Source organism: Alishewanella sp. SMS8, assembly GCF_030737935.1.
GTDB classification, from domain to species: Bacteria; Pseudomonadota; Gammaproteobacteria; order Enterobacterales; family Alteromonadaceae; genus Alishewanella; species Alishewanella maricola.
Genome location: NZ_JAPJEA010000001.1, coordinates 901,273 through 927,767 on the forward strand (window position 1 = coordinate 901,273; position 26,495 = coordinate 927,767).

At 46.8% G+C, this 26,495-nt stretch carries 26 protein-coding genes; 2 read left to right on the forward strand and 24 right to left on the reverse strand.

Annotated features, from left to right (window positions below; all coding sequences use genetic code 11):
- Nucleotides 1–155 precede the first annotated feature (155 nt).
- The 10 genes from rpoS to ORJ01_RS04110 form a co-directional block, all read right to left on the reverse strand.
- Nucleotides 156–1,148 (reverse strand): RNA polymerase sigma factor RpoS, encoded by a 993-nt coding sequence (gene rpoS, locus ORJ01_RS04065; protein ID WP_226749628.1) that lies wholly within the window; start codon nucleotides 1,146–1,148, stop codon nucleotides 156–158.
- 94 nt (nucleotides 1,149–1,242) lie between these two features.
- The gene (locus tag ORJ01_RS04070; RefSeq protein ID WP_306177055.1) at nucleotides 1,243–2,001 is read right to left on the reverse strand and encodes a peptidoglycan DD-metalloendopeptidase family protein; all 759 of its coding nucleotides are present in this window, start codon (nucleotides 1,999–2,001) and stop codon (nucleotides 1,243–1,245) included.
- 90 nt (nucleotides 2,002–2,091) lie between these two features.
- Nucleotides 2,092–3,012 (reverse strand): DUF368 domain-containing protein, encoded by a 921-nt coding sequence (locus tag ORJ01_RS04075; RefSeq protein ID WP_306177056.1) that lies wholly within the window; start codon nucleotides 3,010–3,012, stop codon nucleotides 2,092–2,094.
- A 27-nt stretch (nucleotides 3,013–3,039) separates the two neighbouring features.
- Entirely contained in the window at nucleotides 3,040–3,678 is a 639-nt protein-coding gene (locus tag ORJ01_RS04080; RefSeq protein ID WP_306177057.1) for a protein-L-isoaspartate(D-aspartate) O-methyltransferase, read from the reverse strand.
- Between the two features lie 2 nt (nucleotides 3,679–3,680).
- A complete protein-coding gene (gene surE / locus ORJ01_RS04085; protein WP_306177058.1) occupies nucleotides 3,681–4,433 on the reverse strand; it encodes a 5'/3'-nucleotidase SurE in 753 nt (250 codons plus the stop codon).
- The gene (gene truD / locus ORJ01_RS04090; protein WP_306177059.1) at nucleotides 4,434–5,516 is read right to left on the reverse strand and encodes a tRNA pseudouridine(13) synthase TruD; all 1,083 of its coding nucleotides are present in this window, start codon (nucleotides 5,514–5,516) and stop codon (nucleotides 4,434–4,436) included.
- On the reverse strand, nucleotides 5,510–5,989 hold the full coding sequence (gene ispF, locus ORJ01_RS04095) for a 2-C-methyl-D-erythritol 2,4-cyclodiphosphate synthase (RefSeq protein WP_226749622.1): 480 nt from the start codon (nucleotides 5,987–5,989) through the stop codon (nucleotides 5,510–5,512). Before ispF ends, truD begins: the two co-directional genes overlap by 7 nt.
- Complete coding sequence (gene ispD / locus ORJ01_RS04100; RefSeq protein ID WP_226749621.1) at nucleotides 5,989–6,681, reverse strand: 2-C-methyl-D-erythritol 4-phosphate cytidylyltransferase; 693 nt, start codon at nucleotides 6,679–6,681, stop codon at nucleotides 5,989–5,991. The genes ispF and ispD overlap by 1 nt, the downstream gene beginning before the upstream one ends.
- Complete coding sequence (gene ftsB, locus ORJ01_RS04105; RefSeq protein WP_306177060.1) at nucleotides 6,681–6,959, reverse strand: cell division protein FtsB; 279 nt, start codon at nucleotides 6,957–6,959, stop codon at nucleotides 6,681–6,683. The genes ispD and ftsB overlap by 1 nt, the downstream gene beginning before the upstream one ends.
- A 65-nt stretch (nucleotides 6,960–7,024) precedes the next feature.
- Nucleotides 7,025–7,678 (reverse strand): hypothetical protein, encoded by a 654-nt coding sequence (locus ORJ01_RS04110; RefSeq protein ID WP_226749619.1) that lies wholly within the window; start codon nucleotides 7,676–7,678, stop codon nucleotides 7,025–7,027.
- A gap of 194 nt (nucleotides 7,679–7,872) precedes the next feature.
- On the opposite strand from ORJ01_RS04110, the gene ORJ01_RS04115 reads away from it, so the two are divergent.
- Entirely contained in the window at nucleotides 7,873–8,391 is a 519-nt protein-coding gene (locus tag ORJ01_RS04115; RefSeq protein WP_306177061.1) for a DUF1569 domain-containing protein, read from the forward strand.
- A 36-nt stretch (nucleotides 8,392–8,427) separates the two neighbouring features.
- Here ORJ01_RS04115 and ORJ01_RS04120 read toward each other — a convergent pair whose 3' ends face one another.
- The 6 genes from ORJ01_RS04120 to rlmD form a co-directional block, all read right to left on the reverse strand.
- The gene (locus ORJ01_RS04120) at nucleotides 8,428–9,033 is read right to left on the reverse strand and encodes a hypothetical protein (RefSeq protein WP_306177062.1); all 606 of its coding nucleotides are present in this window, start codon (nucleotides 9,031–9,033) and stop codon (nucleotides 8,428–8,430) included.
- A 205-nt stretch (nucleotides 9,034–9,238) separates the two neighbouring features.
- On the reverse strand, nucleotides 9,239–10,531 hold the full coding sequence (gene eno / locus ORJ01_RS04125; protein ID WP_226749616.1) for a phosphopyruvate hydratase: 1,293 nt from the start codon (nucleotides 10,529–10,531) through the stop codon (nucleotides 9,239–9,241).
- A gap of 60 nt (nucleotides 10,532–10,591) precedes the next feature.
- Nucleotides 10,592–12,229, reverse strand: a complete 1,638-nt coding sequence (locus ORJ01_RS04130) for a CTP synthase (RefSeq protein WP_229585390.1) — start codon at nucleotides 12,227–12,229, stop codon at nucleotides 10,592–10,594.
- A 301-nt stretch (nucleotides 12,230–12,530) separates the two neighbouring features.
- Nucleotides 12,531–13,307, reverse strand: a complete 777-nt coding sequence (gene mazG / locus ORJ01_RS04135) for a nucleoside triphosphate pyrophosphohydrolase (RefSeq protein ID WP_306177063.1) — start codon at nucleotides 13,305–13,307, stop codon at nucleotides 12,531–12,533.
- A 26-nt stretch (nucleotides 13,308–13,333) separates the two neighbouring features.
- Complete coding sequence (relA, locus tag ORJ01_RS04140; protein ID WP_306177064.1) at nucleotides 13,334–15,529, reverse strand: GTP diphosphokinase; 2,196 nt, start codon at nucleotides 15,527–15,529, stop codon at nucleotides 13,334–13,336.
- A 64-nt stretch (nucleotides 15,530–15,593) separates the two neighbouring features.
- The gene (rlmD, locus tag ORJ01_RS04145; RefSeq protein ID WP_306177065.1) at nucleotides 15,594–16,919 is read right to left on the reverse strand and encodes a 23S rRNA (uracil(1939)-C(5))-methyltransferase RlmD; all 1,326 of its coding nucleotides are present in this window, start codon (nucleotides 16,917–16,919) and stop codon (nucleotides 15,594–15,596) included.
- 83 nt (nucleotides 16,920–17,002) lie between these two features.
- On the opposite strand from rlmD, the gene ORJ01_RS04150 reads away from it, so the two are divergent.
- Nucleotides 17,003–19,717 carry a response regulator gene (locus tag ORJ01_RS04150; protein WP_306177066.1) on the forward strand — a complete coding sequence of 905 codons (2,715 nt, stop codon included), beginning with the start codon at nucleotides 17,003–17,005 and terminating at the stop codon, nucleotides 19,715–19,717.
- A gap of 2 nt (nucleotides 19,718–19,719) precedes the next feature.
- On the opposite strand, the gene acpS is transcribed toward ORJ01_RS04150, so the two are convergent.
- The 8 genes from acpS to ORJ01_RS04190 form a co-directional block, all read right to left on the reverse strand.
- Complete coding sequence (gene acpS / locus ORJ01_RS04155; protein WP_306177067.1) at nucleotides 19,720–20,097, reverse strand: holo-ACP synthase; 378 nt, start codon at nucleotides 20,095–20,097, stop codon at nucleotides 19,720–19,722.
- A complete protein-coding gene (pdxJ, locus tag ORJ01_RS04160; RefSeq protein ID WP_226749609.1) occupies nucleotides 20,097–20,828 on the reverse strand; it encodes a pyridoxine 5'-phosphate synthase in 732 nt (243 codons plus the stop codon). The genes acpS and pdxJ overlap by 1 nt, the downstream gene beginning before the upstream one ends.
- Nucleotides 20,829–20,848: 20 nt before the next feature.
- A complete protein-coding gene (gene recO / locus ORJ01_RS04165; protein ID WP_306177068.1) occupies nucleotides 20,849–21,541 on the reverse strand; it encodes a DNA repair protein RecO in 693 nt (230 codons plus the stop codon).
- Between the two features lie 8 nt (nucleotides 21,542–21,549).
- Complete coding sequence (gene era, locus ORJ01_RS04170) at nucleotides 21,550–22,467, reverse strand: GTPase Era (RefSeq protein WP_226749607.1); 918 nt, start codon at nucleotides 22,465–22,467, stop codon at nucleotides 21,550–21,552.
- Nucleotides 22,457–23,131: a ribonuclease III gene (gene rnc, locus ORJ01_RS04175; RefSeq protein WP_226749606.1), complete on the reverse strand. Its 675-nt coding sequence runs from the start codon at nucleotides 23,129–23,131 to the stop codon at nucleotides 22,457–22,459. Before rnc ends, era begins: the two co-directional genes overlap by 11 nt.
- A 9-nt stretch (nucleotides 23,132–23,140) precedes the next feature.
- Entirely contained in the window at nucleotides 23,141–24,064 is a 924-nt protein-coding gene (lepB, locus tag ORJ01_RS04180) for a signal peptidase I (RefSeq protein WP_226749605.1), read from the reverse strand.
- A 28-nt stretch (nucleotides 24,065–24,092) separates the two neighbouring features.
- Nucleotides 24,093–25,892 (reverse strand): translation elongation factor 4, encoded by a 1,800-nt coding sequence (gene lepA, locus ORJ01_RS04185; RefSeq protein ID WP_226749604.1) that lies wholly within the window; start codon nucleotides 25,890–25,892, stop codon nucleotides 24,093–24,095.
- A 133-nt stretch (nucleotides 25,893–26,025) separates the two neighbouring features.
- Nucleotides 26,026–26,490 carry a SoxR reducing system RseC family protein gene (locus tag ORJ01_RS04190; RefSeq protein ID WP_226749603.1) on the reverse strand — a complete coding sequence of 155 codons (465 nt, stop codon included), beginning with the start codon at nucleotides 26,488–26,490 and terminating at the stop codon, nucleotides 26,026–26,028.
- Between the last annotated feature and the right edge of the window lie 5 nt (nucleotides 26,491–26,495).

Genomic DNA, 26,495 nt, shown 5'->3' on the forward strand with positions numbered 1-26,495 from the left:
GTTGAATCGGTTAAAACTGCAATGTACAAAGCAGGTTAGCAAGGTATGACATCAAGAGCACGCTAACAGCATGTCGCTTTTTAAAGATAAATAATCAGCCACAAGTCACTGCAAGACAGCGCTTAGTGAAGGACTAAGCGCAGCTGTTATCGCCTTTATTCTTGAAACAGTGTTTCGATATTTAAACCCTGATGCGTTACAATTTCACGCAACCGACGTAAAGCTTCAACCTGAATTTGCCGCACGCGTTCCCGCGTTAAACCAATTTCACGCCCTACATCTTCCAGCGTAGAAGGTTCATATCCCAGCAAACCAAAGCGTCGTGCTAATACTTCACGTTGTTTTGGGTTTAGCTCTTCCAGCCAAATCACCAGATGTTGTTTGATGTCTTGATCTTGCAATTCTAGCTCGGGGCCTAATTCTTTTTCATCAGCAATAACATCAAGCAGTTGTTTTTCTGAAGCGCCAGCCACTGGTACATCAACTGAAGTGATTTTTTCATTCAGCTTTAGCATTTTACGGACATCTTCAACTGGCTTATCTAACGAGGCAGCAATTTCTTCTGCGGTTGGTTCATGGTCTAGTCTTTGTGATAACTCACGCGCCGCACGTAAATAAATATTAAGCTCTTTCACCACATGAATAGGTAAACGGATCGTGCGCGTTTGATTCATAATGGCACGTTCGATGGTTTGACGGATCCACCAGGTCGCATAAGTTGAAAAGCGAAAACCCCGTTCAGGATCAAACTTCTCTACGGCTCGGATTAGGCCTAAATTGCCTTCTTCAATCAAATCTAGTAGGGCTAAACCACGATTAATATAACGACGGGCTATTTTTACCACTAAACGTAAGTTACTTTCGATCATGCGTTTGCGGGCGGCTTGATCACCTTTTAGCGATAGACGGGAAAAATACACTTCTTCTTCTGCGGATAACAATGGTGAAAAACCAATTTCGCCCAAATAAATCTGTGTCGCATCCATGGACTTTTGACTGTCATCCCTGACGAAAATTTCGTCTAGAGTGCCTTCGTCTTGCGATAACTCCTGTAACTCCGCTTCAATATCTTCATCTTCAGCTAGGACATTTTCATCAATTAGTTCGTCATCTTTCGCATCAGTTATTTTGTGATCTTTACTTGTCATATCCACTTACCCCACACTTAATGACACACCATAGGTGCGCAATGCTTCCATGCAAAGGATTAATTATTATTATTTTTATTATTAGTTTTCACGGTTATCTCGGCAAATACCTTAACGGGTCAACCGATTGGCCACGAAATCTAATTTCAAAGTGTAACCGTGTATCTATCGCATCGGTATCACCCATTTCGGCTATTTGTTGCCCCGCTTTAACGTCTTGCCGTTCCTTAACCAAAAGCCGTTTATTGTGGGCATAAGCACTGAGGTAATCATCGTTGTGCTTGATAATAATTAAGTTGCCATAGCCTCGTAGCGCATTACCGGCATACACAACCTGACCATCAGCAGCGGCATTGATACGACTGCCCGCACTACCACCAATATCTACCCCTTTATTGCCCTGCTCAGCGGTTGAAAAACGCGCCAAAATGAGACCTTTTACAGGCCATTGCCAGCTCACTCGCCCAACTGCTGTACTAGCAGGTTGAGTAATATTGACAGGTGACCTCTCTTGAACATACCCCTTTTGCGAGCTAGCTGCAACCGATTTTGCAGTGGAGCTTTTGCTCTTGGTTGGCGTGACTGAACCTTTAATTTTGGCAGCGGTACCGGCTTGCAGTTGAATAATCTGCCCCGGATAAATGGTATAAGGCGCTTTGATATTATTGCGTGCTGCGACAGTACGAAAATCTTGTCCTGCCCGAAAAGCAATAGAATATAAGGTGTCACCACGTTGTACTTGGTAACTGCGGCCACTTAAGGTCTGTTGTTGGCGTAATTGATGTTGCTGTTTACGAATTTCCAGCGTGGTGACTGGCGCCGGAGTCGACGAACCGGCGCAGCCTGTTAACAATAGGACTGCAGCAATAACTACCCAGCCAAAACCGTTCAGGGTTTCGGGCAGAGATAGTGTGTTAACTGCGCAAGACCTGACAATAATAGTTTACTCCTTGCTCTGTCCTACTTCAGCATCGTCCGTTGCGGGTGGCTCAGGTTCAGCACCCAACCACTTTTCAAGATTCAGTAGTGCCAGCATCACAAACACTGCACTGGCAAAACATATCAATGCCAATAGCAAATCATTTTGACCAAACGCTATCGCATACCGGCTTGGTGAATACATGAACTCACCCGCTTGCCAAGGCCAAAGCCGATACATGGCGCCAACGACAACGCCCGTTAACAACGCCAGAGTGGCATCATGGTAGCGCTGCAATAACCACTTTAACACATGCGAAAAACTCAATAAGCCCAGAACGCAACCACTAGCAAACAACGCCAGCACCGAAAAATGTAACTCACGAATGGCTAATATCACGGGGGCATACATGCCCGAAATTAACAAAATAAAGCTACCAGAAATGCCGGGTAAAATCATGGCACAGATCGCCACGGCACCGGCGACAAAAAACATCCAACTAGAAGGTTGTAGATCAACTGGCGAGAGCATCCCGACAAAGACCGCTAGTACAATACCTAATGACGCTAGCAAAGCACGACTAAGTGACCACTTAACTGAGCGTAACAAAAATGGTAACGCCGTTAAGATTAAGCCATTAAAAAAGGCCCACAAGGGTACTGGCCGATGCTCTAACAACCAACTGATCAGCGAGGCGAGGGAAAAAATACTGAGGAAAATCCCGGCAAACAAACACAACACAAAAGTGCCATCGATATGCCGCCACAATTGCTGAAATCGTCCTTTAAGTAACAACTGAAACGCCTGTACATTTATCGCGCTAATTGCGCCTAATAAACGTTCATAAATACCCAAAATAAACGCGAGTGTGCCGCCCGAAACGCCCGGCACTACATCCGCCGCCCCCATAGCGAGACCTTTGATCAGCCATTGCAGATACTTCATATACTTCCTGTTTGCACGTTGTGCTGGTTACGCCAGATCGCCTGGCACTAAGGGAACAAACCTTACGGTTTCAATATCTTGTTTTTGCCACTGTTCGCCGTTTCGCTGATAAACACGTAACACTTGTTGTTCCGCACCCACGGGGATCACTAAACGCCCGCCATCGGTTAATTGCTCTAACAAGGCTTGCGGCACATCCACCGGTGCTGCGGTAACAATAATGCTATCAAAGGGCCCTTTCGTCAGCCAGCCTAACCAGCCATCACCATGTTTCATCGACACATTGTGTAAATCTTGCGCTTGTAAACGGCGCTTCGCTTGAAACTGTAACGATTTAATACGCTCGACACTGCATACATGACTGAATAACCGAGCCAAAATGGCAGTTTGATAACCCGAGCCCGTACCAATTTCGAGTACCTTGCCGCAACTGCCGCCATGCAGCAACAGCTCGGTCATCCGTGCCACAATATAAGGCTGCGAAATGGTTTGCCCTAAGCCAATGGGTAAGGCCGTATTCTCATAAGCTTTGTGTGCCAGCACTGGCTCAACAAAGAGATGGCGCGGTGTTTGCGCGATAGCGCTCAGTACACGGGCATCAGTGATGCCATCAGCTTGAAGTTTTTGCGCTAACATCTGCGCACTACGTAAGGTAACGACTGCCATAATTACAATGGGATCCCCTCTAACCAATGTGCCAAGGTTTCCATACTTTTATAGGCAGACATATCAACATGTAATGGTGTGACTGAAGCATAACCATTTGCAATGGCATGAAAATCCGTGCCTTCACCAGCGTCTAATTCTGGCCCTAAAGAGCCGTACCAATAAATTTTTCGACCCCAAGGATCGGTTGAGCTACTCATGGTTTCGGCTTTATGCCGACGGCCAAGCCGCGTGACCTGAATACCTTTTAGTTCGTGCAAGGGAATGGCCGGCACATTGATATTCAAAATTTGATCAGCAGGTAACGGATGTGATTGTAATTTACGTATCACTTCAACGGTCACATGCGCCGCCGTAGCAAAATGCTGTTCTTCACGCCCAGCAAGCGACACGGCGATAGCCGGTAAGCCAAGGTGTCGGCCCTCTGTCGCGGCGGCTACGGTGCCAGAGTACAACACGTCATCCCCGAGGTTTGCCCCATGATTGATGCCGGCGACCACTAAATCGGGTGTGAAATCTAATAATTGGCTGATGGCTAAATGCACACAATCGGTCGGGGTGCCATTGACCGAAATAAAGCCATTGTCTAAGGTTTGTGTGCGTAGCGGATTAAGTAAGGTCAACGAATTACTGGCACCACTGCAGTTACGATCGGGGCCAACAGTGGTGACTTCAGCAATTTGTAATAGTGCTTGCTGTAATACTTGAATACCACGGGCATGCACCCCGTCATCGTTACTCAGTAAAATGCGCATTTAACACTCCATTTGTGCAAGATCGCGGGCAATGTCACGATAAGACACTAACTCTCGCAGGACACTCGTCGCAAAACACCCTGCAGGTAAAGCAAACTGCAAGGTCACCGTATCAGCTTCGACTGTAGCGCTGACCGACTCGGGGATCACGCGCATCGCCCGTCGGCCAACTTGCACCCGCAGTAGCTCTAAACCGCTAACCCAGTGCTGCCAAGGGGCAAGAACCTGCTGTTCAAATAAAGCGGCGTCTGCACTGACTAACGCCTTACCCTCACCACATAAAGGTGCGGTGAGATGAATATCGGCGCTGTAGAGTCGCTGTTGCAACACCGCGTCGGGTTCAGTTACCGGAAAAATCGAGCCAGAACCGTTTAGCTGCACCACATCCCCAGCCATTAATTGCTGAAAATGACCTTGTTGGATCCGCGCTGACAAAACCTGATTGAACAAAAAAGAGCGGCTCGCCGATAGTGCTAAACCCCGTAATTGCCGATCTGCGATACTTTCGCCCCGAAACAAACGCTCAGCAAGGTGTAAATTCCCGCCAGCCATACCAAAGCGTTGCTCACCATAATAATTAGGTACCCCAGCTTTCAGCAAAGGTAACTTGGCCATTAGCGCCGGTATATCAGATACTTGAGTTAAGCGTAAAGTAAAATGATTGCGCTTTAAAGCACCTAGGCGCAATTTCCGGTAATGCCGTACCATCTGTAAGATGTCAGCACCTTCAATTTGCCAGGTTTGCCAGTCCAGTTCTTGCTTGATAGGCCATTTAAAACAAAACCATTGCTGCGTGACGGCATGCCGATCTTTTAAACCCGCATAGCTAATATCGCGCACGCGTAAACCGGTTAAACGCGCCAGCTCGCGGGCAATAAACTGGGTATTTTGCCCGGTTTTCTCAACTTGCAGCAGAATATGTTCACCGGCACCGCTCGGTGTAAAATTAAGTTCTTCCACCACTAAAAAATCAGCAGCTGCCGCTCGAATAGCGGCGCGAATATGCGGTTGACCGTGTAAATAAGCTAACTCAGCTTGCGAAGGAAAAGACGGATGACTTAATGCGGATTCAGTATTCAGCATGAGGTTAATAACACCACGGCGGCAACCGCGATACCTTCTTTACGTCCGACAAAACCCAGTTGCTCGGTGGTGGTCGCTTTAACATTAACTTGTTCAGGCTGACACTGCAGATCGGTAGCAATACAGGCACACATATCGGCAATGTGCGGTGCCATCTTCGGTGCTTGCGCCATAATGGTAATATCCACATTACCAATCTGATAACCACGTTGCTGCACTTCATCCATTACTTTGCGGAGTAAAATGCGGCTATCAATACCTTTATACGCTGCATCGGTGTCAGGAAAATGCTTGCCAATATCACCGAGTGCTACTGCACCAAGTAAAGCATCGGCTAACGCATGCAGTACCACATCACCATCTGAATGTGCAACCAGTCCTTGGCTATAAGGAATTTTGATACCGCCCAGCGTCACTGGCCCCTCGCCACCAAAGGCATGTACATCGAAACCATGACCAATACGTATTGTCATTATTGATTTTGCTCCAAATAAAACGCTGCCAGCTGCAGATCGGCCGGCCGCGTAATTTTAAGATTATCACTGTGTCCTTCCACTAACAGAACTGGCTCATTTGCCCATTCCATAGCCGAGGCTTCATCTGTGATAACCACTTTGGCCGCTAAAGCAGCTTGGATATTCGCTCTGAGTAAGGCCGTAGGAAAAAACTGTGGTGTAAGCGCATGCCATAAATGCTCGCGCTCTACCGTAGCATTAATTAAGCTTTGGCCACGTTTCATGGTATCACGGACTGGCGTTGCTAAAATACCACCATGCCCAACCTCAAGGCAGCGCTGGATAAGTAACTCGATATCTTGCGGACGCACTAAAGGTCGCGCAGCATCATGCACAAGTACCCAAGGCATTTTTTCAGCGTCTATCGCTAACAGCGCATTTAATACCGAGTGTACCCGCTCTGCACCACCATCAACCCGCACAATATTTTCAGCGGTTAAGCCGGTTGCGGCAAAATAGGGATCGTTTGGGCTTAGCGCTAAATATAACTGCTGCACCGCGCTAATGGCTAACACCGGTTTAACACTGTGCTCTAAAATAGTTTTGCCGTGTAAGCGCAAGTATTGCTTGGGTTTATCGGCTTGCATACGCTGGCCAACCCCAGCGGCGGGGATCACGGCGGCAATCGCCGGAAAAGATTTTAATGACATTACGGTGTCCGCGGTACTATCCGAAAAAAAACTTCATCTTCAGCAATCAGACCAAGCTCGTTGCGAGCTCGCTCTTCTATCGCTTCCAATCCCTGGCGTAAATCATTAACATCCGCCAACAACATACGATTACGCTTAATCAACTCCTGATTACTCGCTTGTTGAGTGGCTATTTCTTCCTGCTGACGCAGGTAATCTGTCACACTGAGCTGACCAAACCAAAGCCGGTATTGTAAGGCCGCTAACACGATGAGCAACAGCACGATTAATATGCGCATAACTAAACCGTTATTTCTGTTTGAGCTTATTATGAAGCGTTAAATAGCTACTGCAAAGCTTTATATCAGCTGCTTTGCCCCAAATGTGGCCGAGCGAAATTACGCCAATTTAGGCGGCTAGCCAATAAAAGTTCACGCAAAGTGAGTAAACGCGGTTCTTTTTTTTGTAAGTTTAACCACTGATGGCCACAACAAGCGGCGGTCATAATGTTCTTGTCTGGTTTAAGTAAAAACAACTTACTGTTGTCCTCGGCTAAGGGCATGCCACTAAACGAAAACCAACCATACTGATTACAATGCAAACGCTGCTCTGTTACATCCACTTCATCAACACTGTCTAACACGATATGTTCAAGGGTTTTATCTTCGCAGTAAAGCGGCACAATCAGACCAGGTTTCGCTGCTTTGCTGTAAAAAGCTAGGATCGGATCCGCCGCCTGTTTACTGGCCGGACAGCGTTTAAATTGTTTGCCATACCAAGAGGCATTTTGACTATCGAGCGCCAAATTAGCAGGGTATTGCAAAATACTGCTCGCAGCACGTCGAATATAAAAAGGTAAACTGGCGATGCGTTTTGGCAACTGTGCTAATTCTGAGCTGGGGGTGGCCGCTAAACGAAATAGCTCACGCTCATACAAAGCATTACAAAGCTCAGTATAAGTTTGATTGGCCGCAGTTGCTTGCCAAAAATGTGGTTGATTTTCGTGCATCATCGTCATGTAGCGATGTTAGCCAATAGCCTGATTATTGTAAAAGCCTAAATGCATCTGTTAAGCAGAAAAACCGTTCTGTATGAAAAAACCTTCGCAACAAAGCGCTTATCCGCCGGGCTATCGCTGCAGACTGGACGCTCGCGCCGAAAAACGGTAGTTTAAGCGCCAGTCACACCACCGTTAGCCATAGAATAGGTCCGATGAATCGTCGTCAATTTTTACGCACCGCTGCTTTTACCCCCTTGGTTGTCGTGCTGGGCAGCAAATTTGTTGCGACTTTACGGCATTACCCTCTGACCGATCTGCAACAACGTTTACGCGCAATGCAACCGGATCGACTCCGTAGTATGGGGAACTGGAATGTGAGTCAGATTTTTCAACATTGTGCGCAAAACCTACGTTACTCTATTGTGGGTTATCCGCAGCATCACTCGGTATTACAAAAAAATATCGTGGGCAAATTAGCGCTAAATTTTTATGCCGCAATAGGCAGTATGCCAGCGGCGCAGGAGCAGCCGATTCCTGGCGCACCACCACTGGCAGCAGACGTTCCTAATGATGTGGCACTAAATGAGTTAATGTTTGAATTACAAGAATTTATTAATTGGCAGGGCGAATTAGCCGCGCATTTTGCTTACGGTAGCCTCACCAAGGCGCAGTACTACAAAGTGCATGCGTTATTTTTAGAACAACAGTTGCAGCAGATTGTCTCTCGCTAACAAGCGGAACGACAGATTAACTAGCCAGTGGTTATCTTAGCGTAACTCAATGGCTTTATCGCGGAGCTCGTATTCACTACTTGCTATACCGCGAGCAAACGGCTCACATTTTATCTGCACGCGGTAACCATAAAAGCTATTATCTGCCGGATCAGGATGACCTTGTTTATTTAAGCGTAAAGTGACGGCATTCGGGCCATAAAAATGTTTCACATCTTCAGGATGATATTTTTGCCTTAAGGCATCAAGCTGCTCTGCGGCCACCACTAAACACTGCGGTGGTGTTTCAGCCAGCTGAGCTTGGGTTTGTAATACAATCCAGTACGCTTGTTGTTGCCGATTAAAATACACATTTAACAAGGTTTCACCGTCTGCCCCATTACGCTGTGCCTGACACTGTGTTTTCACACATTTAAATGCCGCTATACTGCTCTCATTGCTTTCATCGCTGTGACTAAATTGATGGTTTAACAATCGTTCTACCGTGGCTTTACTCATATCAAGCTGTATGCCATTAATTTGCACTTGTGATAAATCAATCTCACTTAATGTTGGACTTGGTTTATTTTGCGCTGAGGTGATGCTGATGAAACCGGCACCTAATACTGCACAACATATCTGAATCAAAGCGTGTCTTTTCATAGCAAACCTAAAAAGTTGTTAGATATATTGACTATAACGCAGCCATTGCGTTTCGGCGGGAAAATTTCAATAAAGCTGCAGCAGCTTTGATCTTCATCATATGTTATGCGTTAAGCACAATAAAGATGGCGCTCTGCCACAGCAGGGTGCATGCCGCAAGCAGTTATACCGGTAGCCTGGCGGCTACCGGGAAACAAAGCCTAAATTACTGGCCTTTGATTTCGCTACGGCCTTTGTAGGGGGCCTTGCTGCCTAACTCTTGTTCGATCCGCAGTAATTGATTGTACTTCGCAACGCGATCTGAACGACACAGTGAACCGGTCTTAATTTGACCGGCTGCGGTACCCACCGCTAAATCCGCAATAAAGGCATCTTCGGTTTCGCCGCTACGGTGTGAAATAACTGCAGTAAAGCCCGCGTCTTTAGCCATTTTAATAGCGGCTAAGGTTTCGGTTAACGAGCCAATTTGATTAAACTTAATCAAAATTGAGTTACCGATGCCCTGCTCAATACCGCGTGTCAGGATCTTGGTATTGGTGACAAACAGATCGTCACCAACTAATTGCACTTTAGTGCCAATTTTGTTGGTTAAATCTTTCCAGCCATCCCAATCACTTTCGTCTAAACCATCTTCAATAGAAACGATCGGATAACGCTGTGATAAACCGGCTAAGTAATCGTTGAAACCATAGGAATCAAAGCTTTTGTTCTCGCCGCTTAACACGTACTGACCGTTTTTATAAAATTCAGAGGCCGCACAATCTAAGGCTAACGTAATGTCTTTATCCATTTCGTAGCCGGCAGCTTTTACCGCTTCAACGATAACCGATAAAGCTTCTTCGTTAGATTTCAAATCAGGTGCAAAACCGCCTTCATCACCCACTGCAGTGTTTAAACCGCGTTTTTGCAGTTCTTTTTTCAAGCTATGGAAAATCTCAGCGCCCATGCGTAATGCTTCAGCAAAGGTTTTAGCGCCGACAGGCTGCACCATAAACTCTTGAATATCAACGTTATTGTCAGCGTGCTCGCCACCGTTGATGATATTCATCATCGGTACTGGCATGCTGTAAACACCCGAAGTGCCATTTAAATCAGCAATGTGTTGATACAACGGGATCTTTTTATCGGCAGCGGCAGCACGCGCTACGGCCAGTGATACCGCTAAAATGGCGTTAGCGCCTAATTTTGATTTGGTTTCAGTACCGTCTAAATCGATCATGATCTGATCGATGTCAGCTTGTTGGTAAGCATTTTTGCCGACTAACGCTGCCTGGATCGGGCCATCAATATTGGCAACCGCTTTTAATACGCCCTTGCCCAAATAACGGCTTTTATCACCATCACGCAGTTCTAAGGCTTCGCGTGAACCAGTTGAAGCGCCTGAGGGTGCACAACCGCGCCCCATCACACCACTGGTCAAGTACACATCCGCTTCGACTGTCGGGTTACCGCGTGAGTCTACGATTTCGCGGGCAATAATTTTTGCAATTTCTGACATAATTTAAGATCCCCTTGATAAAGACAAAAAAGCCGTGTTATCCAACACGGCTTGCTAAAGTTATACGCGCTGCTGTTTTTGGAACTTATGCGCAGCGGCAACAAAGCTTTGGAACAATGGATGGCCATCGCGCGGCGTCGAATTAAACTCCGGATGGAACTGCCCAGCCACAAACCAAGGATGATCGGGTATTTCAATCATCTCAACCAGCTGATTATCAGCTGATAAACCAGAAATCACCAAACCGGCAGCTTCTAATTTTGGTCTTAAATTGTTATTCACTTCATAACGGTGGCGATGACGTTCTTGAATCACCGCTTGACCATAAATACTAAAGGCTTTGGTATCGGCAACCAAATTACAGTTTTGGCTACCCAAGCGCATGGTGCCGCCCAGATCTGAGTCGTTAGTACGCACTTCAACTGAGCCATCTGCATCGCGCCATTCGGTGATCAAACCGACCACCGGATACGGTGTTTCTTTATTAAATTCAGTAGAATGGGCTTCTGGCATACCCGCCACGTTACGCGCATATTCAATTAAAGCAACTTGCATACCTAAACAAATACCCAAATAAGGTACTTTGTTTTCGCGAGCAAATTGCGCCGCTAAAATTTTACCTTCAACACCGCGCTCACCAAAACCACCCGGTACTAAGATACCGTCTAAGCCGCTTAACATGGCAGGGCCTTTGCTCTTAATATCTTGCGAGTCGATGTATTTAATATTAACGGTAACGCGATTTTTTAAACCGGCATGACCCAAAGCTTCGTTCACCGATTTATACGCATCGGGTAACTCCACATACTTACCAACCATACCAATAGTGATCTCGCCCGTCGGGTTCGACTCTTGGTATAACACCTGTTCCCATTCCGCTAAATCGGCTTCAGGTGCATCGATATGGAAACGGCGACAGACTAAATCGTCCAAGCCTTGTGATTTCAACAAAGCCGGGATTTGATAAATGCTTGAGACGTCTTTTAGCGAAATAACCGCTTTTTCTTCAACATTAGTAAACAGCGCTATTTTAGCCCGTTCGTTATTCGGGATCGCCCGATCGGAACGGCAAACCAGAATATCAGGTTGAATACCGATAGAACGCAGCTCTTTTACCGAGTGTTGAGTTGGCTTGGTTTTGATCTCGCCAGCCGTGCCTAAGTAAGGCACCAAGGTTAAATGCATAAACAAAGTGCGCTCACGGCCCACTTCAGTACCCAGCTGACGAATAGCTTCTAAAAAAGGTAGCGATTCAATATCACCGACCGTACCGCCAATTTCGACAATGGCAATATCATAGCCATCGGCACCGGCAACCACGCGGTTTTTAATTTCGTTAGTGATATGCGGAATAACTTGAATGGTGGCACCTAAATAGTCACCACGACGCTCACGGCGCAATACGTCAGCGTAGATGCGGCCTTGCGTAAAGTTATTTAACTTCGTCATTTTAGTGCGAATAAAGCGCTCGTAGTGCCCCAAATCCAGATCTGTTTCCGCACCGTCTTCGGTAACGAAAACTTCACCATGTTGGATTGGGCTCATCGTGCCGGGATCGACGTTAATGTAAGGATCCAATTTCAGCAGAGTGACATTTAAACCACGCGCTTCCAGAATTGCCGCCAGCGATGCCGCAGCAATGCCTTTACCTAGAGATGAGACAACCCCACCCGTCACAAAAATATATCGTGTCGCCATAAGACCCCAGAAACGCAGTAATAGAAGATTTCGCCAAACAAAAAAAGCATTTAGCACCGATAAAACTATCGGTTGCTGTTAAAACAAGGGCTTAAAATGTTTGGTATCAGGACGGGAGGAAAGTATAGCAAAGGCCGAACAGCGGCTCAATCTAAAGCTGTGTTAGTCGTTAAATAATTGCACGACGTAAAACAGGTAAGACCAGCAAGTCGCAATGCAACAAGCGATCTGCATAACCCTTTACTCAAAGCCGGTAGTTAAGCGCTGTCAATACTGCCGTGTGCATGCCACTGTGCCGCCATTATGACGGTTGGCGCTTTACCTGCTGCCAAATCTGTTCCATTTCGTCCAAAGTGGCCTGTTCAGTACTGCGGCCTTGCTCGGCAAGCGTCAGCTCGACCGCGCGAAAGCGCTTTTCAAACTTACTGTTCGCCGCACGTAATACCGCTTCGGGATCCAGTTTATGCTTACGCACCACATTCACTAGCGCAAACATTAAATCGCCGAGTTCTTCAGTAAGCTCGGCACTGCCCGGGGCGGTTTGTTCAACTTCTAAAATCTCTTCTTTGACTTTATTCCAGCAGCCGCTAACATCCGGCCAATCAAAACCGACATTAGCACAGCGTTTTTGCAGTTTATAAGCACGGCTTAATGCTGGCATCGCTTGCGGAATATTATCCAGCACACTGTGCTGCCCACTCTCTTTACGCTCCGTGCTTTTCAGGGCTTCCCAATTTTTCAGCACGGTGTCGGCATCTTCAGCCCTGAGATTACCAAACACATGCGGATGGCGACGCTCTAATTTATCGCAAATGGCCGTGACACAATCTTCAAACTGAAAGCGGCCTTCTTCTTTAGCTAACTGGGCATAAAACACCACTTGAAACAGCAGATCGCCTAATTCATCTTTCAGCTCATCAAAGCTATCACGCGCGATGGCATCAGCCACTTCATAGGCCTCTTCTAAAGTGTAAGGCACAATGCTGGCATAGCTTTGTTTCAGATCCCACGGACAGCCGCTGACAGGATCGCGCAATGCCGACATGATGCTTAACAAGCGTGAGATGGGTTCAGACACGGCTAACTCTTCTTATACTTAACGGCTTAATGATGAAAGCGTTTTGCTTCAATCACATCGTCTATTTGGCTAATTTTACTCAGCAGTTTATTTAATGAGTCCAGGTTGTACAGTTCCATCGTCATATTAATCACCGCGGTTTGCGCTTTAATATCCGAACTACTACTCATACTGGTCACGTTGGCTTTTTCATTGGCCAAGATACTGGTGATATCGCGTAACAAGCCATTACGATCATTCGCCACAATCCGAATGTCGACTTCGTAACCAGAGGCATACTTGTCACCCCAAGTTGCATCGACCACACGCTCTGGATGTGAATCCAATAAGGTTTTGAACTGATCGCAATCATCACGGTGAATCGCAATACCGCGACCTTGAGTGATATAGCCAATAATGGCATCGCCTGGTAACGGCTGACAACAACCCGCCATATGTGTTAGCAAATTACCAACACCTTGCACCACCACATCACTTTTCACTTTATTAGTGGGTAGCGGTTTGGTTTTTAAACGCGGATCAATCTCGGGTAATTCATGATTTGGGCTTTGGCTTTGAATAAAGTGGACCACTTGTGTCACTTTGATTTCACCACCGCCAATGCCTACTAATAGCTCGTCCATGCTATTGACATTAAAGCGTTGCAACACCTTGGTTGGTGCTTCAATCAGCAGGTTTAACCGATTCAATTCAGCATCGAGTAACTCGCGACCGGCTGACAAATTCTTATCACGATCTTGTAAGCGGAACCAATATTGCACCTTAGAGCGTGCCCGGCTTGATTTTAAATAGCCTAAATTAGGATTTAGCCAATCACGGCTGGGGTTAGGCTCGCGCCCTGTAAGAATTTCGACCTGATCACCGGTTTTTAATTGGTAGGTAAAAGGCACGATGCGCCCAGAAATTTTCGCGCCGATACAACGATGTCCAACATTAGAATGTACATAGTAAGCAAAATCTAACGGTGTCGAGCCCATCGGTAAATCAACAATATCGCCTTTGGGCGTAAAGACATAAACGCGATCTTCAATAACCTGAGTACGCAACTCTTCAGCCAAGTCGGTGCCATCGGCTAAATCTTCCTGCCATTGCAGTAACTTACGTAACCAGCTAATTTTTTCATCGTTCGCCACGGTTTTGCTGGCCGCACCGCCCTCTTTGTAACGCCAATGCGCCGCGACACCCAACTCGGCATCTTCATGCATTTGCCGTGTACGGATCTGGATCTCGATCGGCCGCCCTTGTGGGCCTAGCACCACGGTATGAATGGATTGATAACCATTTTGTTTTGGCGTGGCGATGTAATCGTCGAACTCTTTGGGTAAATGTCGCCAATTGGTGTGCACTAAACCCAAAGACGCATAGCAATCTTGCACACGCTCGGTCACAATCCGAACCGCTCTGATGTCATACAACTGTTCGAAAGACAGTTGCTTTTTCTGCATTTTCTTCCAAATGCTAAAAATGTGTTTCGGCCGCCCGTAAACTTCGGCTTGCACTTGCGCGTCGAGCATTTTTTGCCGAACCGCAGCCACAAAATCTTGCATATATTGTTCGCGATCTAAGCGCCGTTCTTCCAGTAAACTGGCCACCTGTTTGTAGGTGGTCGGATGCAAATAGCGAAACGCCAGATCCTCAAGTTCCCATTTTAATTGGCCAATACCTAAACGGTTGGCTAAGGGGGCAAAAATGGCATTGGTTTCTTTCGCCGCGAGAACGCGCGTTTCTTCATCGGCATCTTTCACATCACGCAGATAGCAAATTTGTGCCGCTAATTTAATCACCACCGCGCGCACATCTTCTACCATGGCTAGCAACATGCGCCGTAAGTTATCCGCTTGTTGGCCATCCGCACCTTGCTTAACGCTGGTTGGGATAGTGCGGATCGCTTCCATTTGTTGCACTGCAGACAGCAGCAAGGCCACCGGAGCAGAAAAATTGGCTTCAATCTGCGCCAATTCCAGCAGGCCCGCCTCAAAAGCAGGAAATAACAAGGAGGCAAGCAGTGAGTCCTGATCCATTTTAAGATCAGCCAAAATCTCTACCATTTCCCAGCCGGTTCGCACCTCTAGCACATCGTCGTCTAGTTGTTGCTGTTTTAGCCAGGCTGCACATTCTAATAATGCACCAATCCTTTTTTCAGACAGCCCCAGTGAGCACAGCCATTCGACTGTCTCACCACCATGGTAGCCACTGCTGTGTGACTGGCGCACCCTAACCATGCTTTGTCCTCATTAAAATAAGTCGTTCCAGCTTATTGCACGTCACGAAAGTCAGCCAGATTGGCTAACGACTGAACAACGCCATCAATTCCAGATGACTCGTGTGGGGAAACATATCGATGCCAGCAATCTTTTGCAACTGATAACCCGACTGTAACAACACTTTTGCATCGCGCGCAAAGGTCGCGGCATTGCACGATATGTACAATATCTGTGCCGGTTTTAGCTTAACCAGCTGTGGCATCGCGCCTTCGGCACCGGCTCGGGCAGGATCAAGCACGATCTTCTGGTAAATCGGGTTATTCCAGTCAGTTTTACCCCAAGCTAAATGCAAATCGGCTTGCCAAAACTGGGCGTTTGTAATGCCATTAAGTTGGGCATTCGCCGTGGCTTGCTGCACCATAGTGGCAAGCCCTTCAACACCATGCACCAATTTAGCGCGCTGCGCCAAGGCTAAACTAAAATTACCCATACCTGCATACAAATCAAGAATATTATCCTCAGCATGCGGCTGCAACCATTGTAGCGCTAATGACACCATTTGCTGATTTAATTGCGGATTGACTTGAATAAAATCAGTTGCGGCAAAGGCCAACTCTAAACCTTGCTCGCTTAACCGATAACGCGGACTCGGCGCATTAGGCTGCCAGTTTGTTAACTGCACTGCTTCGGCTTCACCCAGCCAAACCGCTTCAGGCCACGCCGTAACAAATAATTGTTGCTCAGCGGTGGTCAATGGCTTTGTGTGCCTCACAATTAAAAACACTTGCTGCTCAGCGGCAATCACTTCAACATGCGTGATCGCACTCGGCTCTGATAATTGTGGTACAACCTGTTGTAATACTGCAAAAATAGGCTGTAACTGCGGCTGCAGTACAGCACAGGTATTAATGGGCGTGAGGGTTTTGCTGGCACTTTCTCGAAAGCCAACCGTTAGCTGCTTGCGTTTACGATCAAACCAGACACCAATTCGCGCTTTACGCCGATAACCTTGATCGGGCCCCGTTAACAATGGCTGCCATGGCAACTCGCCTAAACCGGTTTGATGACGGATTAATTCATCTACACCTTGTTGTTTTAATCGTGCTTGCTCGGCACTGGCCACATGCTGCAATTGACAGCCACCACATAACTGATAATGCGGGCAAAAAGGCGTCACTCGCAAAGGGCTGGCTTTAAGTACCCGCTCAACGCGCGCTTTAATAAAATGCGCTTTATCTTCAGTCACCTTAGCAAGCACCTGTTCGCCTGCTAAAGCACCGCTGACAAAAGCAATTTTCTGTTGCCAACGACCAATACCATTGACTTCATAATCGGTCGATTCCACTTGCAATTTTACTTGCTGACCAAGGTGTTGCGATTTTTGTTTCGGTTTATAGAGCGTTACCATTCGATGCAGGTCTTATAGGCATTTAAAGGATCATGTGTCATTATGACATGGCTGAGCTTAATTGTAACAAGTGCCGTGCCCTGATGAAAAAAATTGGTCTACGTTTTTGGTTAATTCTTTGTAGTGTGCTACCCAGCTTGCTGGTGGGTATACTGCTGGCTAGCTATTTTAACCACCGGCAACAACAGGCCAGTGAATTACACTTGCATGAGCGTGCTGCCAATGTCGCCCTGATGTTGGCAATTAGCAGCCAACCCCTGTTACAACAACAGTCACTAAAAACCGTTCTGCCTTTGCTGGAACATGCTCATCGTTTAAATGCCCCCTTGATTACCAGTATTTCGTTATTTGATGCTGAGGGCCGTTTATTACTCACCAGCAATAGCCAACAAGATTTATCTACTCATGCGGTGCATCAACAAGCCACTAAGCCTTCGCAAATCCGCTTTTATTCGTCCCAACCACAATTAATTGTCTATCAGCCATTATTGCGCGATAACAATTTACTGGCAGAAGACCCTGGCTATTTGCTATTACAGTTTGACCAACAACATATTTTATTACAGCAACAATTAGGGGTGCTGCAAAGCGGCGCTTTAATTGCTTTAGTCTTGCTGCTCGCACTGGGTTTAACCCTATTTTTAATTCAAAAACTGCAACCTGAACTGCAACGCCTGAAACGGCAAATGCAGCAATTGATGGATGGTCAATATCGACTGCGGCCTTATTTGCTAGGTGTTAGAGAGTTTGATAATTTTCAACAAGGCTTATTGAAATTAGCCGAACACCTGTCTCGGCTAGAGCAAGAAATGCAGCAAAATATCGAACAAGTAACTAGCGATTTACGACTGAGCATGGAGCAACTGGAGATCCAAAACATCCAGTTGGATTTTGCGAAACGCAAAGCGCTAGAAGACAACCGACAAAAGTCTGATTTTTTAGCCAAAATGAGCCATGAATTACGCACCCCGTTAAACGCCGTCATTGGCTTTACCCGGCAATTATTAAAAACCCCGCTGACTCACCATCAAAGTGACTATCTACAAACTATCCAGAAGTCAGCGAATAGCTTATTGAATTTGGTCAATGATGTTTTGGATTTTTCGCGGTTAGAAGAAGGCCGTATGTCGATTAATCCTGAACCGTTTTCACTGCGCGACGTGCTAAACGATACCATAGAATTATTAGTCAGCAACGCCTTTGATAAGCAATTAGAGTTGGTGCTATTGGTCGAGCCAGATTGCCCTGATGCCGTGGTAGCCGATCCGGCCCGATTAACTCAGGTATTGATGAATATTGCCGGTAATGCCATTAAATTTACTGAGCATGGCAGTATCATCATTCGGGTTAAAGCCACCAGTTTGAATGATGAACAAATTCAGCTACAAATTTCGGTTAAAGATACCGGTCGTGGCATCAGTGAAGATAAAAAACGTCATTTATTTGATGGCGTCACACCCCTTGAGCAAAGCGACCAACAAACCGGCTCTGGCTTAGGCTTGCTTATCTCGAAACGGTTAGTGCTAGCCATGCAAGGTACTATTGGCTTTGAAAGCAAGTTAGCCGAGGGGTCAACTTTTTGGTTTACCATTAAGTGCCAACGCCATCAATTATCGGTTGCCGAAGCGTTACCACTAGAGTTGCTGGCTGAAAAAACCGTTTTGTATTTTGAACCACAGCAATATTCACGCGAGGCCACCTTACAACTGTTGAGCAGCTGGGGAATGGTGGTTACGGCCTGCGCCACCAAAGCGCAACTGCAACAAGCGCTCAGTAAGACTAAGGCTTATGATATCGGCTTATTAGGCCGTGCCGTTGCGATTAATCAAGTTAATGAAATTATTACGCTGGTGCAGCGCATTAAAGCACACTGTCAGCATGTCTATTTGTTGGTGAATACCTTATCACCCAACTTGCGTGAGGTATTGCTCAGCTCAGGCGCCAGCGCTTGTTTACCCAAGCCGGCTCATATGCGCAAATTAGCTTTAACCTTAGCTCAGCCCTATACCGACATTGCTCAAGCCAATGGCCAAAGTGAAGAGATGCTATCGCCAGGCTTAAAAGTGTTAACGGTCGACGATAACGAAGCCAATCTAAAACTGATTAATACGCTTTTACGTGAGCATGTGCATGTTCTGGATTCGGCTCGTGATGGTGCCGCCGCGTGGCAGAAATCGACGCAGCATGCCTACGATATTATCTTTATGGACATTAATATGCCGGTGATGGATGGCATCACGGCGTGTCAACGCATTCGACAAAGCTCGTTAAATGAGCGTACACCGATTATTGCTGTGACCGCACATGCGATGGATGGCGAGCGTACACGCTTAATCAATGCCGGCTTTAATGAATTTTTAACCAAACCGTTAGATGACAAAATGCTGTTGTTTACCTTGCAAGAGTATTGTCAGCTGCAAAAACATCAAGATCCCCAGCAACAAACCTTACAAGTGGTGCCTTTAATCGATTGGCCCATGGCGTTACAACGGGCGGCAGGTAAACCGGAATTAGCGCAAGAGATGCTGCTGATGTTGTTAAAAAGCTTACCGCAGTCTGAAAAACAAATTAACCAAGCGATTAGAGACAATGACCAACAAATGCTGCTGCATGCCTTACACAAACTGCATGGTGGATGTTGTTATACCGGTGTGCCCAGGTTAAAAAATCTACTGGAAGCCCTTGAAACACAGTTAAAACGCGGCGCCAATATCAAGCTATTAGAGCCGGAGTTATCAGAGTTAGACGATGTTATCCAACTGCTCTATGGCATTGATCCGTCGATGCCAGAGCCCTGAGGTTAAGATTCTAAGATGACCGTGGCACAAGCATAAGCCTGCTCATCACTAATACTGAGCCAAACTGCGGTAACGCCCTTCTCGGCAGCTAACTCAGCGGCTTGCTCGGTTAAGGTTAACTCAGGCTTGCCCCAGATATCATTACGGATCTCAAAATGTTGAAATGAAATGCCGCGACCAATACCGGTACCCAAAGCTTTTGCCGCGGCTTCTTTCGCGGCAAAACGTTTTGCAAAGTAACGCTCGGGTTGCCGATGATTTTGATATTGCTGTTGCTCAAACGGGGTTAACACCCGCAGCACTAATCGAGGGGTCTGCTGCAAACTACGGGCAATGCGTTCAATCGCCACAATATCAGTACCTAGGCCGCGGATCGCCATTAACGACGTGCCTCCACCATCAGCCGTTTCATTTCGCTTACTGCTGGGCCTAAACCGCTAAAAATGGCGCGGGCAATAATGGCATGACCAATATTAAGCTCGTACATTTCAGGGATAGCCGCAATAGGCTGTACGTTATGATAATGCAAACCATGGCCCGCATTGACCGTTAACCCCAAAGAAGCCGCATAGGTTGCAGCCTCTTGAATGCGCTTTAGTTCGGCTAACTGCTCGGCGGGATGCTTGGCTTCGGCATACTTACCCGTGTGGATCTCGATAAAGGGTGCGCCGACTTCGGCTGCGGCAGCAATTTGTTTTTTATCGGCATCAATAAACAGTGATACCAAAATATTATCTGCGGCAAGTTGCGCCACAGCATCACGCATTTGGCTTAATTTACCGGCAACTTCTAAACCGCCTTCGGTGGTCAATTCTTCACGCTTTTCTGGGACTAGACAGCAAAAATGCGGTTTCAGTTTAGCCGCAATGCCCAGCATTTCATCTGTCAGTGCCATTTCGAAATTGAGCCTTGTTGCGATGGTCTCGCGTAAAATAAACACATCGCGATCAATTATATGGCGGCGGTCTTCGCGCAAATGCACGGTAATCCCATCCGCACCGGCTTGCTCGGCCATCATTGCCGCGTGCACTGGCTCGGGATAATAAGTGCCACGTGCATTACGCACTGTTGCCACGTGATCAATATTGACACCCAAATAAATTGCCGTCATTTTTCTCTCCACTCTTTGGGTTACGCCTTATCGGACGAAGTAAATAATGCCCTGCTGGCTAAAGGTTTATTGCCCAGTAACGGGGCCAGTAATTGTCGAGTCAGTTGCTTAGCCACAGGTAATAGCCCAACAACATGCCATTGCTCTGCGGCCAGCGCTAGCAACATAGCACCAGGCCAGCCTTGCTGCACGGGCACCAAGCCTTGCTCTGGCACGTAACTATATTGCTGATCGGCTTGCAAAGGTCGATCATAGCAGTCAGATGACCAGTCAGGTAATACGCCTAATTCGTCTAATAAGGCCAATTCAAATTGGCGCAACGCACTTTCTAAACCCGTTGCTTGTTGTTGTACCTGCACTAGCGCGGCTAATGCCTGTTGATATAAAGCAAATAAGTTATCTGATGGCTGATCAGCAGGCCATATACGACATATCAATTCATTGAGATACAGACCACTGAACAGGACCTTACCGCTTAATTGGCTGGCGGCACTGCTCTCTTCGAGCTGTTTTACCGTTTTTAAGTCACTGCGACCGGTTAAACTGACCGAGAACAACTGAAAAGGTTGGAGTGCGTGATGCTGTTTGCCACTGCGTCGCCGCGCAACAGCGCTAATGCGCCCTTGCTCAGGTAACAACAGTGACAATAAAAGTTTATCTTCCTGAAAGGGACGGCTATGCAAAATATAGGCAGGCCAGAGCTTAGCGTCCATTGGCGAGCTTAATCTTCGCCGTAACCTAAGCTGCGCAGCGCTCGCTCATCATCTGCCCAACCCGATTTCACTTTAACCCAGACTTGCAAAAACACCGGCGCATCCAACATGTCCGCCATATCTAGCCGGGCTTCGGTGGCAATTTGCTTGATCCGCTCGCCTTTGTTACCAATGACCATTCGCTTCTGACTTTCGCGCTCAACCAGTACTAACGCTGCAATATGAAAGTGTTTTTCTTCCCATTTAAAGCGCTCGATCTCCACCGTAACGGCATAAGGTAATTCATCACCGAGAAAGCGCATCAGTTTTTCACGGACGATTTCTGCTGCCATAAAACGCTGCGAGCGATCGGTAATATAATCTTCTGGGAAAAAGAATTCGCAAGGCGGCAACTGGCGTTGTATCACTTTACGAAGAGCTTCAACATTATCGCCGGTTTCAGCAGATAACGGCACCACGTCTAAAAACGGTAACTGGCTACCCAACCACTGTAGATGCGGTAATAAATCTGATTTGTCTTTATACAAATCGACTTTATTCACTACTAACACTACCGGTTTATTGGCCGCGATCAGTTTGTTCAGCACCATTTGATCGTCATCGTGCCAACGCGTGCCTTCAACCACAAAAATCACACACTCTACGTCTTGAATTGATGACGAAGCCGCTTTGTTCATCAGGCGGTTAATCGCGCGTTTTTCTTCAATATGCAGGCCTGGGGTATCGACATAGACGGTTTGATACTGCTCTTGAGTATCGATACCGACAATACGATGACGTGTTGTTTGTGGCTTTTTTGAGGTAATACTGACTTTCTGACCCACTAATTTATTTAACAGGGTCGATTTACCGACATTCGGCCGCCCAACTATGGCCACCAAACCGGCAAAAGTCGTTGCTGCGTCGGGCTGTTGCTTATCTGTCATGTTTAATTTGTTCCAAAGCCAACTGAGCCGCATCCTGCTCAGCTTTGCGCCGAGATGAACCGGTCGCATTAATCGGGGGCATGCCTGGCACGGTGCAACGCACAGTGAAAGTTTGCTGATGAGCCTCACCCACGGTGGCAATCACATCGTAGGTAGGCAAGGGTTTACGTAACCCTTGTAAATATTCTTGCAGCAGGGTTTTCGAGTCTTTTTGCTGGCCTGGGGTAATCTCTTGTAAACGCTGTGCAAACCACAACATGATTTGCGCTTTACACGCTGCCATACCGCTATCTAAATAAATTGCCCCAATAATCGCTTCTAGCGCATCCGCTAAAATCGATTCTCGACGAAAACCACCACTTTTTAACTCACCTGGCCCTAAACGTAAAAACTCAGATAAGCCTAATTCTTGGGCAATAGAGGCTAAGGTGACCCCTTTTACCAGCGCCGAGCGCATGCGTGTTAAATCGCCTTCGCGGGTCTCTGGAAAACGCTCAAATAACGCTTCCGCAATGACCAGACCCAGTAAGGCATCACCTAGAAATTCTAACCGCTCGTTATGTTGTCCTTTACAACTGCGGTGGGTCAGCGCCTGCTCCAATAAGGCGGGTTGCTGAAACTCATAACTTAATTTGCGCATCAGCGGTGCTAACGGTTTATGCATAAAACACTCTTAATGGATCGGTCCTAGTCGTGCAAAACGTACACCGACCGGAACCCAACGCGGTAACCAGCTATTCGGGTCTTCGCTAAATTCAAAACTCATCCAGACAAATACCGCTTTACCAACCATGTTATCGGCAGGCACAAAGCCCCAAAACCGACTATCAACACTGTTGTCGCGATTATCGCCTAGTACAAAATAGTGGCCTGCAGGTACAACAAACTCATCAATACCCGTACCTGGCTGACGATAGAAATCTTGTAGATTGTCTGGCAGCATCGGGGTTTGCAAAATATTGTGCGTTACCTGCCCCAGCGTTTCTTCATATCGGCGTTGTGGTAACGGCCCCATAAAGAACTCGGCTTCGGCTTGAAAGGTTAACGGGATCATTTCTAAATTGCCGCAGCCGCTGGTTTGACCTTCGCTACAAGCGCGTTGGATATACAATTGCTTTTGCTTATACACAATGCGATCGCCAGGCAAACCCACAACCCGCTTGATATAGTCTAAACGTGGATTAGGCGGATATTTAAATACCGCAACATCTCCACGTTCAGGCTGATTGTTTGACCACAGGGTTTTGCGCCAAACCGGATCTTTCACATCATAAGAAAACTTTTCTACCAAAATAAAGTCACCGACCAATAAAGTCGGCATCATCGATCCTGACGGAATTTGAAACGGCTCGTATAAAAACGAGCGTAACAAGGTGATGCCCGCAACCACCGGTAAAATTGAAATAGCGGTTTCAACAATAGCCGGCTGTTTTAAAAAGTCTTGCTGAACCTGTTCTGGCAATACCGACTTCGATTGGGCATTGGCAAAAGCTAATTTTTGCTGCCGCTTCGGCGCGAGTAAAAACCGCTCTAATAACCAAGTAACGGTACATGCTAACGTCAGTAACACCAAAAATATTGCAAAATAACCAGCCATTAAGCTTCCTTAATCATGCGATCGGGGTTTATTTACCCACTTTTAAAATGGCCAAGAAGGCTTCTTGTGGCACTTCCACATTACCCACTTGTTTCATCCGTTTTTTACCGTCTTTTTGCTTTTGTAACAGCTTTTTCTTCCGGCTAATATCGCCACCATAACATTTCGCTAATACGTTTTTGCGTAATTGTTTTACCGTAGTACGAGCAATAACATGGTTACCAATAGCTGCTTGAATGGCAATATCGAACATCTGCCGTGGGATCAGCTCTTTTAGCTTTTCCGCTAACTGCCGGCCTCGGCCTTGTGCAAAATCGATATGACTGATGATGGCCAGCGCATCTACCCGCTCGCCGTTAATCAGGATATCAACCCGCTGCATATTCGAGGTTTGGAAACGTTTGAAACTGTAATCCAATGACGCATAACCGCGACTGGTCGATTTTAAGCGGTCGAAGAAATCCATCACCACTTCGGCCATCGGCAGTTCGTAAACCACGGCGACTTGTCGACCATGGTAGCTCATATTAATTTGCGTACCGCGCTTTTCGATACAAAGGGTAATAACGTTACCTAAATACTCTTGCGGCACCAAGATATGCGCTTCAACGATAGGCTCACGGATCTCATCAATATCATTTACCGCAGGTAAATCGCTGGGGTTATCCACTAAAATGGTCTCGCCATTTTTGGTGACCACTTCATACACTACCGTTGGTGCTGTTGTAATCAGATCCAGATCGTATTCCCGCTCCAACCGCTCTTGAATGATTTCCATGTGCAACATACCCAGGAAACCGATCCGAAAGCCAAAGCCTAAAGCGCCTGAGTTTTCTGGTTCATAAAATAATGACGAGTCATTTAAGCTTAACTTAGCCAGCGCATCACGGAAGTCTTCATAATCATCGCTGGACACCGGGAAAACACCCGCATACACCTGCGGTTTAATCCGTTTAAAACCCGGTAAGGCTTTTTCAGCGCTGTTTTTTGCCAAGGTTAAGGTATCACCCACTGGGGCGCCCTTAATTTCTTTAATACCGGCAATCACAAAGCCTACTTCACCGGTTTTTAATTCGCCGGTATTGGTGGCTTTCGGGCTGAACACCCCGACTTTGTCTACTTCAAAGATTTGACCACTCGACATCACTTTGATTTTGTCTTTGGTTTTGATACTGCCGTGTTTTACCCGAACTAAGGAGACAACACCTTGGTAGGCGTCAAACCAAGAATCGATAATTAATGCTTGCGTCGGGGCATCCGGCTCGCCTTCTGGGCAAGGAATTTTTTTAACGATGGTTTCTAACACATCCTTGATACCCAAACCGGTTTTAGCCGAACACTGCACCGCACCGAGGGCTTCAATACCAATAATATCTTCGATTTCTTCAGCTACCCGCTCCGGCTCTGCCTGTGGTAAGTCGATTTTATTCAGTACCGGGATAACTTCTAAATTCATGTCTAAGGCGGTATAGCAGTTGGCAACGGTTTGTGCCTCTACCCCTTGTCCGGCATCCACTACCAATAACGCGCCTTCACAGGCAGCTAACGAACGGCTCACTTCATAAGTAAAGTCTACGTGGCCTGGCGTATCGATAAAGTTTAGCTGGTAAGTATTGCCATCATCCGCAGGATAATACAGCGTCACACTCTGTGCTTTGATGGTGATACCACGTTCACGCTCCAGATCCATGGAATCCAGCACTTGTTGCTGCATTTCACGATCACTTAAACCGCCACAATATTGGATCAGGCGATCGGATAAGGTAGATTTTCCGTGGTCAATGTGGGCAATAACTGAGAAATTTCTGATATGTTCAAGTTTAGGCATGGTATCCGCAAGAAACTAAGCGTATGGCCGCCGTCGCTGTCAGTAAATGACCAATAGCTTAAGACTAACCATACAGGTTATTAATAAAATTAGCGCGAATTGTACTCTATCCCGCGGCAGCTTGCTATGGTTGTTAAGCGTCAGTCGCTGCAGGGTTTAGCTTTATACTGGGCAGTACGTTTAAGATGATCACTTGCTCTTGCTGGCTTTGCAAAGACTGATTATAGCGCCGAGCTAAAGCAAAGCCGCTGGCCCCGCCGATCAGTGCGCCCAACATCAACCAGCCTTCAGCCGGTTGCCATAGGCTTTGCATGGTCACCACCACCACTAACATCAACACTAAGGGTAATAAATAGACGGCCAAGGCCGCTAACACTAAGCCTTGCTCGGCAACACCAATCGTCACTTGTTCACCGGGTAACAGCTGTAACGGAGTTTTGACAAAAAAGCGATTTTGGCGAGGTGTAAAGGTTTGCGCTACGATGCCAGTACCACAATCAGTACTGACATGACAGCTATGACAGGTCCCAGCCGGTGTGGTGTTTAACCAGACCCCATCGGATTCAATGGCTAATACGGTGGCAATTTCTTCAACCATGGGGC